The sequence below is a fragment of the Pseudomonas sp. P1.31 genome (assembly GCF_001269815.1).
GTDB classification, from domain to species: domain Bacteria; phylum Pseudomonadota; class Gammaproteobacteria; order Pseudomonadales; family Pseudomonadaceae; genus Aquipseudomonas; species Aquipseudomonas rustica.
Genome location: NZ_LHVN01000028.1, coordinates 27,137 through 38,806, shown reverse-complemented (window position 1 = coordinate 38,806; position 11,670 = coordinate 27,137). Strand labels below are relative to the sequence as shown.

General features: G+C 58.8%; 11 protein-coding genes. 7 read left to right on the top strand and 4 right to left on the bottom strand.

The features are described from left to right. The first annotated feature begins 154 nt into the window (after positions 1–154). Together AD669_RS18095 and AD669_RS18090 are read left to right on the top strand one after the other, a co-directional pair. A complete protein-coding gene (locus AD669_RS18095; protein ID WP_053122281.1) occupies positions 155–979 on the top strand; it encodes an alpha/beta fold hydrolase in 825 nt (274 codons plus the stop codon). A 121-nt stretch (positions 980–1,100) separates the two neighbouring features. Next, complete coding sequence (locus AD669_RS18090) at positions 1,101–2,624, top strand: hypothetical protein (RefSeq protein ID WP_053122224.1); 1,524 nt, start codon at positions 1,101–1,103, stop codon at positions 2,622–2,624. A 48-nt stretch (positions 2,625–2,672) separates the two neighbouring features. On the opposite strand, the gene dsbG is transcribed toward AD669_RS18090, so the two are convergent. The 4 genes from dsbG to AD669_RS18070 form a co-directional block, all read right to left on the bottom strand. Then, a complete protein-coding gene (gene dsbG / locus AD669_RS18085) occupies positions 2,673–3,443 on the bottom strand; it encodes a thiol:disulfide interchange protein DsbG (protein ID WP_053122222.1) in 771 nt (256 codons plus the stop codon). Next, positions 3,419–4,300, bottom strand: coding sequence for a TlpA disulfide reductase family protein (locus AD669_RS18080; RefSeq protein ID WP_053122220.1), 882 nt, complete (start codon positions 4,298–4,300; stop codon positions 3,419–3,421). The genes dsbG and AD669_RS18080 overlap by 25 nt, the downstream gene beginning before the upstream one ends. Further along, positions 4,300–6,033, bottom strand: a complete 1,734-nt coding sequence (gene dsbD, locus AD669_RS18075; RefSeq protein ID WP_053122218.1) for a protein-disulfide reductase DsbD — start codon at positions 6,031–6,033, stop codon at positions 4,300–4,302. Before dsbD ends, AD669_RS18080 begins: the two co-directional genes overlap by 1 nt. Positions 6,034–6,136: 103 nt before the next feature. Beyond that, positions 6,137–6,844: a hypothetical protein gene (locus tag AD669_RS18070; protein WP_053122216.1), complete on the bottom strand. Its 708-nt coding sequence runs from the start codon at positions 6,842–6,844 to the stop codon at positions 6,137–6,139. 271 nt (positions 6,845–7,115) lie between these two features. Between AD669_RS18070 and AD669_RS18065 the strand changes: the two genes are divergently transcribed. The 5 genes from AD669_RS18065 to AD669_RS18045 all read left to right on the top strand — a co-directional run bounded on the left by AD669_RS18065 (position 7,116) and on the right by AD669_RS18045 (position 11,660). Next, a complete protein-coding gene (locus AD669_RS18065) occupies positions 7,116–7,796 on the top strand; it encodes a response regulator (protein ID WP_053122214.1) in 681 nt (226 codons plus the stop codon). After that, positions 7,796–9,118 carry an ATP-binding protein gene (locus AD669_RS18060; protein ID WP_053122212.1) on the top strand — a complete coding sequence of 441 codons (1,323 nt, stop codon included), beginning with the start codon at positions 7,796–7,798 and terminating at the stop codon, positions 9,116–9,118. Before AD669_RS18065 ends, AD669_RS18060 begins: the two co-directional genes overlap by 1 nt. Positions 9,119–9,311: 193 nt before the next feature. After that, positions 9,312–9,797 (top strand): GNAT family N-acetyltransferase, encoded by a 486-nt coding sequence (locus AD669_RS18055; protein WP_053122210.1) that lies wholly within the window; start codon positions 9,312–9,314, stop codon positions 9,795–9,797. Positions 9,798–9,939: 142 nt separating this feature from the next. Beyond that, the gene (locus tag AD669_RS18050; protein ID WP_053122208.1) at positions 9,940–11,352 is read left to right on the top strand and encodes an aspartate aminotransferase family protein; all 1,413 of its coding nucleotides are present in this window, start codon (positions 9,940–9,942) and stop codon (positions 11,350–11,352) included. An 83-nt stretch (positions 11,353–11,435) separates the two neighbouring features. Further along, positions 11,436–11,660 (top strand): MbtH family protein, encoded by a 225-nt coding sequence (locus tag AD669_RS18045; protein WP_053122206.1) that lies wholly within the window; start codon positions 11,436–11,438, stop codon positions 11,658–11,660. Positions 11,661–11,670: the final 10 nt, after the last annotated feature.

Here is an 11,670-nt window from a genome sequence, read left to right as displayed (position 1 = left end):
ACATCGCGTTTCCTTGTAGGAGCTGCCGCAGGCTGCGATCTTTTTGCTTTCAGGCGTCAGCGACTTCAACACAAACCGCATCATTTCCCCGATTGACGACAACCAACCGGCAGCTCAGTCTGCCGGTTCTGTTTTTTACCGCGCAGGTGAATCGATGCCCTTCTTTACGGTTGACGGACAAGCGCTGCATTACATTGATCAAGGCACCGGCCCGGCGGTACTGCTCGCCGGCAGCTATCTGTGGGATCAGGCCATGTGGGCGCCGCAGATCGCCGCGCTATCGCCACACTACCGGGTGATCGCCCTCGATCTGTGGGGCCACGGCGAGTCAGGCCGGCTACCGGAAGGCACCACTTCCCTCGATGACATCGCCCGGCAGGCGCAGGCCTTGCTCGATCATCTACAGATTGATCAGGTCACTCTCGTCGGATTGTCGGTCGGCGGTATGTGGGGCGCACGTCTCGCGCTGGCGGCACCGCAGCGGATCAACGGGCTGGTGCTGATGGACACCTACCTCGGCGTCGAACCGGAACCTACCCGCCAATATTATTTCTCGCTGTTCAAGCAAATCGAAGACACCGGCGAAATCTCCGAGCAACTGCTCGACATCGTCGTACCGATCTTCTTCCGCCCGGGCATCGATCCGCAGTCGCCGCTGTATCAGGCATTCCGCGCGGAACTGGCGGCGTACAGCGCAGATCGCCTGCGCGAAAGCATCGTGCCGATGGGGCGCATCACCTTTGGCCGCGAAAATTTGTTGCCGCGTCTGAGCGAATTGGACGCTGCCAGCACGCTGGTGCTGTGCGGCGATCAGGACAAACCGCGCCCACCGTCAGAGGCCAAGGAAATGGCCGCGTTGATTGGTTGCCCGTGGGCGCTGGTGCCGGAAGCGGGGCATATCTCCAATCTGGAGAATGCGCAGTTTGTTACGGAGGTGTTGCTTGCCTTTTTGTCTGAACAGAACCGTTCCATCGCCTGAACCACCTTTCTGCATCCCGCGCTACTGTCAACTCTGACAGTAGCGCGGCTCTCTCGAACAGGCATCAAATGGCTTCGCCCGGTGTGGGCTGAATCGTGTGATCGCCGACAGGAGAGTCGTCATGTCAAATCAATCAGCAAATGATCCTGAACTTCCGGTTCCATTGGTAGTAGATGCGTCGTACAACTCGACTTTGTCCCCTGGCAAGGCGTTGAGCGGTACAACTGTACGAATTGATTTTCCGGGGCTCAGTACCGCACATACTGTCCGGCTCTTTTGGGCACGGCCCGGCCATATCGAGGAATTTACCACCCAGTCGAAGGGCGCTTCACTTCCCGCAGAGGTGTTTATTTCAGCGTCGCTCGTTGGTCTATCTGTCGGTAAAACCGTGCAGGTTTGGTATGAGGCAAGTTCGGGCGGGGACGTGATGCTTTCTCACAAACTCGATCTGACCGTAGAACACATTCCCCCCGCCGATTTGCCGGAACCGCGGTTACCCGATGTCGTCATGATCGAAGGTACTGTATTTCTGGACATGCGCAGGTTCTCAGGTAATGCGCGTGTGCAGCTTGCCCCTTGGTGGTTCATCGCGCTGGGGCAGCACATCTGGATCAGCGTTGTCGGACAGCGCAATTATCCTACCCATGAAACGCTTGATTTGGTCACTGCACTGGAAGTGACGTCAGAGCAGGTCAGCAACGGTCTGGAATTAACCATTGATCGAAGCTGGTTGAGTGGGCTCGACGATAAATCGGCTTTGACGCTGAAGACGTTTGTTACGTTCGACAAAGGCTCGAACATTGATACCGCTCATGAATTGCCACGCTGGACCAACCTTTTGCTGAAATCAGATACCGATTTGCTGGCACCTGCCGTCGAACAGACGTTGAACGGTGTGCTGAATCCGGAACTTGTTTCGGAAAAAGCGACCATCGTTATCAAGTACGACGGCATGCTTTCCAATGACAGGATCAAGCCGCTATGGCGTGGCACTTCTGGTGAAGGATCTCCTGAGCTGGACGTGGTTGATGGCAAAACTGCAGGAACTGTCGAAGTCGCCGTCAGCGCATCGGCAGTGGCCGCCAATGAGGGTAAGACAGTCGAAGTGAGCTACACGGTTGAGCGCGATGGCATCGAGCGACCGTCACCGATCACTCGAGTAACGGTGCAGAAGCAGCGCTATGTTCATGTAGAAAATTTTGATGATCAGGAAGTGAAACTTGTCAGTGCCGCTGACAATTACACTTTTACCCTTCCCACAATGTCGATCAAGTTGCTTGAGGGCGCAGGATCGGCAGGCATCATGCGTTTTGGTTACACCACTGTTGGGTTCATTGAAGAACTTTCTTTTGGCATGTGCATCAACTCGAGCATGACAGCGCCACCCCAACGTATTCAGTTTGACTTTCCGGCAGATTACGAGCGGATTTCGTTCACGTGGGCCCATCTGCACCATAAAGGTATCGTCGAATACTTCGATGCCAATGGTGCATCCCTAGGGAGGGATGAATACCACGGCGTCAATGAGGGTGGTGCCCTGCATCAATTGATCGACTTCGTCGCGCCTGCACAGTCACGCATCAAGTCCATGAGAGTGACGTGCGAGGACTTTAGCTTTCTCGACTTCTTCACAAAGTGCGGTTGATCGTTCCTGCCACAATCGAAGCCCGCTGTTTATAGTGGGCTTTTCTCATTACTTAGGCCCAAGAATCTGCGCCAATTTGTCCGGTGAAGGCGCACCTTGCTGTTGTTGCAGCTCGCCCTTGGCATCCATGTAGAAAATCGCCGGGGTGGCCTGCAAATCCAGGTCTTCCATCAACTGCATGTTCGCCGCCAGTTTGGTTTGCACGGCTGCGGGAATATCTTTCAAGGCCTTGAGCGAGCTGCCCTTGCCAGCCTTTTCGTGATCTTCCAGAGCTTTGGCCGGGTCTTTTGCGGCCAGCAGTGCAGCGGATTTGCCCGGGCTGTCTTCGCGGATGATCCCGACCATGATGTGGCGCAATTGCACCTTGCCGGACTTCACCCAGGGCCGCGCCTGTTCCCAGAACATGTTGCAGTACGGGCAGTTCGGGTCGCTGAACAGATACACCGTGCGCGGTGCATCTTTGTTGCCGTCCTGAATCCAGTTGCTCGCTTCGAACTTGGCCCAGACTTCCTTAGCCATCGGCGCGTAGACCAGTTTCTGCAACGGTTCGCTGCTCAGATCCTTGCCGTCGGCGTCGTACATATTGCCGAGGATGACGTGTTTGCCGTCCGCGGTCAGGTACAGCGCCATGCCGCGATTCTGGTATTGCGCCGCGTAACCGCGCAAACCGTCGGGAGCATCGAACTGGCCGACGATTTTCGCGCCTTTGGCTTCGATCTGTTTGATCGCGGCCGGCAGTTCTTCAGCGGCCTGCACGGACGGCAGGTGCAACAGGGCAGTGCCCAGAGTCAGCGTCAGCAGGTGGCGGAGGCGGGGCATGGCAGTTTCCTTGCAGAGTTGACCGTCGCTGCGGCCGGATTGGGACTTGAAGGCGCGGTGTCGAAGTTTTCCAGCGCGCGCGCCAGGCTGGCATTGGACAATTCACCCAAGTGGCTGCCCAGCAGGCGGCCATCAGGGCTATAGAACAGCGTAGTCGGCAAAGCCATGGAACCCACGGCTTGGCCGAGTCGGCCGCCGCGATCGAACAACACGTTGTTCAAACTCAGGCCTTGGGTTTCGAGAAACGTCGCGACGCTTTGCATGCTTTCCGCCTGATTGACGAACAGGAAGGTCAGATCCGGGCGTTGCTGCTGAGCGTTTTCCAGCACCGGCATTTCCCGTCGGCACGGCGGGCACCAGGTCGCCCAGAGGTTGATCACCAGCGGGCCACCCTGATAATCGCTGAGTTTGACCGTCTCCCCGGCGGCATTGCGCAGGGCAATGTCCGGCAGGCGCGTGCCCTGTTCGTAAATGTTCAGCGACAGCGTCGCCAACAGCCAGAACACCACGCCACTGGCTACGCCAAAACCCAACGGTCGACGCAAGCCCGGACGACGCCAGCCGCGATACAGCGCTGCCAACAGCAAAACGATCACCCCCGGCCAGGCCAGAAAACCACCATCGCGCAGGTCGATGATTTGCCACGGGTCATTGCGGTAGTGCGACCAGTACATCAGCACAAACGCGATGCGCGCGGCCAACATGCCCAGCAGAAACAGACTGAACAGCGCCGACTCGGGGTTATCACCGCCGCGCTTGGCCACCCGCCAGCCGACAAACGTCGCCAGCGCCAAAGCACTGATCAGCAGCAGGTGGTTAAGCGCGATGGCAAAAGTGCCGAGGGTGAAAGTCAGCATTAATTGGCGTCCCGGGTGGTGGCCCAGCGTTGCAGGAAGGTGTCGGCATCGACTTCGCCGGTGATGCGCTGGCTGCGGCGTTCTTCGCCGTCAGTGCCGATCCAGACAAAACTCGGTGGCCCCGGCACTTTGTAACGGCTAAGCAGTTCGCGGCTGGCAGCGTTGTCGGCGGTGACATCGAGCCTGAGCAGACGCACATCACTCAGCGCCTGCATCACCTTGTCTTTGCCGAACACCTGTTTCTCCATGACTTTGCACGACACGCACCAGTCGGCGTAGTAATCGAGCAGCACCCACTGGCCCTTGGCTTTCGCAGCATCCAGTTCGCTTTGCAAAGCGGCAGGATCCTTGATGGTGGTGAACGCTTCGTGGCCGTTCGGTGCGGCGCTTGCGGTGCGACCGGCACTGTAAACCTGCAGCGGCTGATACGGATCATCACTGCCGCCCGCCGCGCCGATCACCAGCAAACTGCCCCACAAACCCAGCAGCAGTGCAGTGGCGCCGAACATCTGCGCAACCCGGCCAAAGCCTTCGGATTGTTTCCAGGCGCTGTAAGCAGCGATCAACAGCAGCGCACCGCACAGGCCCAGCCACAACGACGGATCCAGCACCGGACGCAGCATCAGCAACGCGGTAGCAAGAAAGAGGAAGCCGAACACGCCTTTGAGCAGGTTCATCCACGCACCCGGTTTCGGCAGGAAGCGATTGCCAACCGTGACCAGCAGCAACAGCGGTACGCCAATACCAATACCCAGCGAGAACAGAATCAAACCGCCGTGCAGCGCATTGCCACTCTGCGCGATATACAGCAGCGCACCGGCCAGCGGCGCGGTCATGCACGGGCCGACCAGCAGACCGGACAACGCGCCCAAAACACCGGCGCCAATCAGGCTGCCACCACTGCGACTGCGCGAGGCGTGTTCAAGACGATCACGCAGCGCCACCGGCAGTTGCAGTTCAAAGAAGCCGAACATCGGCAACGCCAGCACCACAAAGATCGCGGCAAAAGTGCCGAGCAGCCAAGGGTTTTGCAGCCACGCTTGCAGGTTGGCGCCCAGCAGCGCGGCAATTACGCCCATCGCGGCATACACCAGCGCCATGCAAATCACATAACTGCCGGCCAGCGCAAAACCTCGACGCGGAGTGGCGCCGCTGCCGACGACCATACCCGCCAGAATTGGCAACATCGGCAACGTGCAAGGGGTGAAGGCCAGCAACAGACCAAGGCCGAAGAACACCAGCAAACTCCAGCCCAGCGCCCGTTGTTGCAGGCTGCTGGCCAAGGCTTGATCCGGCGCTTCGGTGCTGGCAGCGACGGCGGCTTTGCCCCCCAGATCAATCACGCGGGTTTGCGGCGGATAGCACAGACCGGCATCGGCGCAGCCCTGATAGCTGACTTTGATCTGGCCGCTGGCCGAGGCCGGGATTTTCACCTCCAGGCCTTGGCGGTAAACCGGTTGCTCACCGAAAAACTCATCGCTGTGGGATTCACCTGTTGGCAGCGCTGGTTGTTGTTCGGCGGTCAGCCCATCGAATTTCAGGCGTTTCTGATACAGGTAGTAGCCGTCAGTGATTTGCCAGAACAGCTGGGTTTCACCGGATTCCAGGCGTTCGGAGGTGAGCACGAACGCCTTGTCGACCGGCAAAAACTCCGGTTTTGACTCAAAAGGATTGTTCCCGGCCTGGGCCAGGCTCGAAATCAGCAGTGCAAAAAAAAGAAAAAAATGACGCATGGAGGAGCCTTGTCCCTGTGCAAGTGGGGTGAACAATGGGGGCTAGAGATTAACCGATGATTAACCTCGCCCGGTAACCCGCCAGACGCCGCATTTGCCCGGATCAGTCGCGTAACAGCCCTGGCCAATTGCCGTCGTTGACATCGATCGGACCGGCGAGAAGCCTGAATGTCATCAGGTTGTATCGCAGGTACTGATTACCTGTGAGGAAAATGTAGTAGTAACTGTCAGCCAGTGATCGGTCGTTTTGTACTGCAGTAATCATCCTGTGCTTATACGGTTCAAGTCCTGGCCAGGTGTCGTTAGTGATGTCTTTGTGAACTAAATGATGTTTAGGCGAAGTCAGATCCAGAGAGAGATAAGAGCCATCATTCAGCAGAAACTCAAAACCCCGAGGTCGCAGTGCAGTTTCACGCCAGGTGCCAGCGATAATGCGCTCGAAGTAGGGCGCCAGCATCGACCATGGCGATTTCGACAGGGGCATGAAACTGTTGACTCTGTCAGCGTCCTGATCGTATTTGCAGACCATGGGTTGCGCGCCGTCGAGGTAGAAAAACCACAGGATATCGGAGTCAAACCCCAGATATTCAGGGGTTTTAAAACCAGTGGTGGTAAATCCGAAGCGTAAATCCTTTGCGTGGGGATGGAAGTCATGCCAGTTGATGGCATTGGGCGTAGTGGGATGTCCATCAATAACCCGGTTGTCCTCGATGTCGAAGCGGGAGTAAGTATTGGTATCTTTGAAAAAGAAATAGATTTTGTCCTTGCCTGCGCGCCAGTCGACCGCTACAAAGTTTTTTAGTTGGGGCATGATTGTGTCCGGATTTAAAGTGATTAACAGAGAAGTTGCTGTTTTCGACAGTAATCCAGTTGTGATTAAAAGCACGGCAGTCTGTTATGCGTTTTGTTTCTGTAGCGGAATCAACCAGACGGTTTTAAGCAATTGCCGGCTGAAAAAGTACAATCAAACCGGGGGCTCTAGGCCCTATTTGCCTCTGCGCTTCTCGCCAGGCATAGCGCACGCCATAATTGCCACTTAATCTTTCTCTGTTCGAATCGCCTTTTTTGCTCACGGAGCTCCCATGCACGTACTGGTTTGCGAAGACGACGAGCTGATCGCCAGCGGGATCGTTGCCGGTCTCACGGCTCAGGGGCTGACCGTTGAGCACGTCAACACCGCGTCGAAGGCGCGGGCGATGCTCAAGGTCGCGGAATTTGACGTGATGGTGCTCGATCTCGGCCTGCCCGACGAAGATGGCCTCAAGTTGCTGCAACAATTGCGGCAAAGCGGCCTGGAGATTCCGGTGCTGATTCTGACCGCGCGCGATTCGGTCACAGACCGCGTCGACGGTTTGCAGGCCGGCGCCGACGATTACCTGCTCAAGCCCTTCGATCTGCGCGAACTGTTCGCGCGTCTGCAAACCCTGTTGCGCCGCGTCGCCGGTCGCAGCGTCAATCTGATCGAGCACGGCGCACTGACCTACGACCCGAGCAGCCGCGAAACCATGCTCGCCGGGCAGCCGGTCGATCTGTCGCGACGCGAACAATCATTGTTGCAAGCCCTGCTGCACAATCGCGGCCGGGTGCTCTCCACCGAGCAACTGAAAGACAGCGTCTACGGCTTCAACGACGAGTTGGAAAGCAACGCGCTCAACGTGCACATCCACCACCTGCGCAGCAAACTCGGCAAAGGCATCGTCGAAACCGTGCGCGGTCTGGGCTATCGCCTCGGCCCGGCGGATGGCGGAGATCAAGGCAAGTGATGAGTCTGCGACTGCGCCTGAGCCTGACCCTCGGCGCCGCGTTCGCGCTGATCTGGGCGCTGGCCGCGGCCTGGATGCTCAGCGACCTGCGCAACCAGATGATGTTTTCCCTCGACCAACGCCTGGTGGCGTCGGCGCGCATGGTCGCCGGGTTGCTGGAGCAATTGCCGACACTGCCAAGCAAAGGCGAGGGCACTCACTTCAGCGCGGAACAACTGAACATTCCCGGCGGCATGGCGTGTCAGGTCAGTTCGTTACGCGGGGAAATTCTTGCCCGCAGCCACAATAATCCTGAGCAAGCGCTGGAAGCCGAAAAAATGGGCTTCCACGATCAGATGATCGACGGCGCGCCGTGGCGCAGTTTTACCCTCGCACGCGGCGATGTGCGCATCACCACGGCGGATCGGCAGATTGAGCGCGAAGCGCTGAACATGTCGATTCTGCTCGCCGCTTCAGTGCCCGTGGGCGTGGCGTTGCTGGGTTGCCTTTGCCTGCTGTGGCTGGGCATCGGTCAAGGATTGGCACCGCTCAATCGACTGCGCGAAGCGTTGATGCGGCGTAATGCCGACTCGCTGGAACCGTTGCAGTTGCAGTCATTTCCCAGCGAATTGAAACCGCTGCTGGATACGCAGAATCAGTTGTTCCAGCGCATTGGTAAAACCATCGAGCGCGAACGCCGTCTGACCGGTGATGCGGCCCATGAGCTGCGCAGTCCGCTGACGGCAATCAAGACTCACCTGCAAGTCGCGCGCATGACCGAAGGCAGCGCCCGCGATCAGTCGCTGGCGCGGGCCGAGGAGGGCGCTGATCGATTGCATCGAACCCTAGAGCAATTGCTGTTGCTGGCGCGGGTCGAGGGCAGTTTGTCGTTCGACGACGGCTCGCAATGCAGTGCCGAGCAAGTCGCGCGGTTGGCGATTCAGGATGCCACCGGCGGCGAGCGGCTGCGGATCAAACTGCAACTGCCTGCCCAACTGTCGGAGGCGCCGTTGCAAATGCCGGCGGTGTTAGCGATTGCCGCGTTGCGCAATTTGCTCGATAACGCGCTGCGCCATACGCCGGAAGATTGCGCGGTGGAGGTGAGCATGGAAACCATCGGCAACCGCGTGCGCTTTGTCGTGCGCGACCATGGGCCGGGCATTGCGCCGGATGATTTGCAGCATCTGACCCAGCGTTTCTGGCGCAATGGTCAGAGCACCGGTTGCGGCCTGGGACTGGCGATTGTTCAGGCGATCGTTCAGCGTTGTGATTGCGCCCTGCATTTCGACAGCCGCGCGGATGGTTTGCGCGTTGAACTGAGCATGCCGCTGCAACCTCTCTGATACCACTCCCTCCTGTAGGAGCTGCCGAAGGCTGCGATCTGTTGATTTTGCTCTTCAAGATCAAAAGATCGCAGCCTTCGGCAGCTCCTACAGGGGTTACTCATTAAATGTAACTTCTTGGCGGTCGCTATCCGTTGGTGTGAAGGTTAAGGTCAGCCCCAGCTTTATCTCAATGGATTGAGGAAACTGCGCCATGGAAGCCCCGATCTGCATTCGTCCCGCCACTCTGGCTGACGCCGGCATCATCAGCCGCATCATCGAACGTTCTATCCGCATCGGTTGCGCACTCGATCATCGCAACGATCCCCGACGGGTCAGCGGATGGATTTCCCGGCAGTCAGCTGAAGACATCAGCGCCTGGCTCGCCAACCCGCAGCTCTACCTCAACATCGCCCTGCTCGACGACAAACCGATCGGCGTCGGCATGGCCACAGCAAATGGCGATATCACCTTCTGTTACGTGCAACCGGAGTGCTTTCGACGCGGTGCAGGCAGAGCGCTGATGACCGATCTCGAAGGCTGGCTACGCATTCGCGGCGCGATCCACATTCAACTCAACAGCACCCGCACCGGTGAGCCGTTTTATCGCCATCTGGGCTACCGCGAATCGGCGCCAGCCCTTAACGACAAGGGCCTGCAGACACAGCCCATGAGCAAGCCGTTGCCCGAGTCCAGCTGACAACTCGATCAAGGGTCTAAATCCTCGACACGCTGAAGCGTTTCCAGAACAGGAAAACCTGCAAGTGCGCCCCGCGACCGGAACGCGCACCTGCCCGGTGTGCTGTTTTGGTCACTATCCATAGCGTATTGAGGTTCGAGAGATGTCAGTCGCCACCAGCCTTATTGAAGAGTCGTCGGCCCGGGTCACCTCGGTGCCGGCGGAAACGCTGTACCAGTTCAACGAGTCGCCGCTGCTCGCGCGTCAGGCACAACAGGAATCCAATGCCCGCAGCTATCCGCGGCGCATTCCGCTGGCGCTCAAACGCGCCAAAGGTCTGTACGTCGAAGACGTTGAAGGGCGCACGTTCATCGACTGCCTGGCCGGTGCCGGCACGCTGGCGTTGGGGCATAACCACCCGGTGGTGATCGAAGCGATCCAGCAAGTGCTGGCCGATGAATTGCCGCTGCACACGCTGGACCTGACCACGCCGGTCAAGGATCAATTTGTTCAGGATCTGTTTGCTTTGCTGCCAGCGGCTTTGGCAGCAGAAGCGAAAATCCAGTTCTGCGGCCCCACCGGTACTGATGCCGTGGAAGCCGCATTGAAACTGGTGCGCACGGCCACCGGACGCAGCACCGTGCTGTCGTTTTCCGGCGGTTATCACGGCATGAGCCAAGGCGCGTTGAGCCTGATGGGCAGTCTGGGGCCGAAGAAACCGTTGGGCGCGTTACTCAGTAACGGCGTGCAGTTCATGCCGTTCCCGTACGACTACCGTTGCCCGTTTGGCCTTGGTGGCGCGGCAGGTGTGAAGGCCAATTTGAGCTATCTGGACAACCTGCTCAACGACCCCGAAGCCGGCGTGCAACTGCCCGCAGCGGTGATCGTCGAAGCAGTGCAGGGCGAGGGCGGAGTGATTCCGGCCGACATCGAGTGGCTGCGCGGTTTGCGCCGGATCACCGAGAAGGCCGGCGTCGCATTGATCGTCGACGAGATTCAAAGCGGATTCGCCCGCACCGGCAAGATGTTTGCGTTCGAACACGCTGGCATCGTGCCAGACGTGGTGGTGCTGTCCAAAGCCATCGGCGGCAGCCTGCCGCTGGCGGTGGTGGTCTATCGCGACTGGCTCGACACCTGGCAGCCGGGCGCGCACGCCGGCACCTTCCGTGGCAATCAAATGGCGATGGCCGCCGGGTCGGCGGTGATGCGTTATCTGGTCGAACACAAGGTTTGCGAACATGCCGCCGCCATGGGCGAACGCTTGAGCGAGCATCTGCGCATTCTGCAGCGCGACTTCCCGCAACTCGGCGATATTCGCGGTCGCGGTCTGATGCTCGGGGTTGAGCTGGTTGACCCGAACGGTGCGGCGGATGCGCTAGGTCATCCGCCGGCCTTCGCGCGATTGGCACCGCTGGTGCAGCGTGAATGCCTTAAGCGCGGGTTGATTCTGGAACTCGGCGGTCGGCATGGCGCCGTGGTGCGTTTCCTGCCGCCGCTGGTGATTACTGCGGCAGAGATCGACCGTGTCGCCGAGATCTTCGGCCGCGCGTTGGCCGCTGCCACCGCCGCTGTGTAAATTTTTCGCCGCGCCGAACGTTCTTTCTTTATACCCGGCTGCACCCGTTGTGCAGCCCACCCTTACAACGATGGAGAACCAGCATGACGTCAGTATTCGACCGCGAGGACATCCTCTTTCAGGTCGTGGTCAACCACGAAGAGCAGTACTCGATCTGGCCGGACTACAAGGCCGTGCCGGAAGGCTGGCGCACCGTGGGCAAGAGCGGCCTGAAAAAGGAATGCCTGGCCTACATCGAAGAAGTCTGGACCGACATGCGTCCGCTGAGCTTGCGTCAGAAGATGGAAGCGCAGGTCGCGGCGCAGTAAGCGCCCGGCA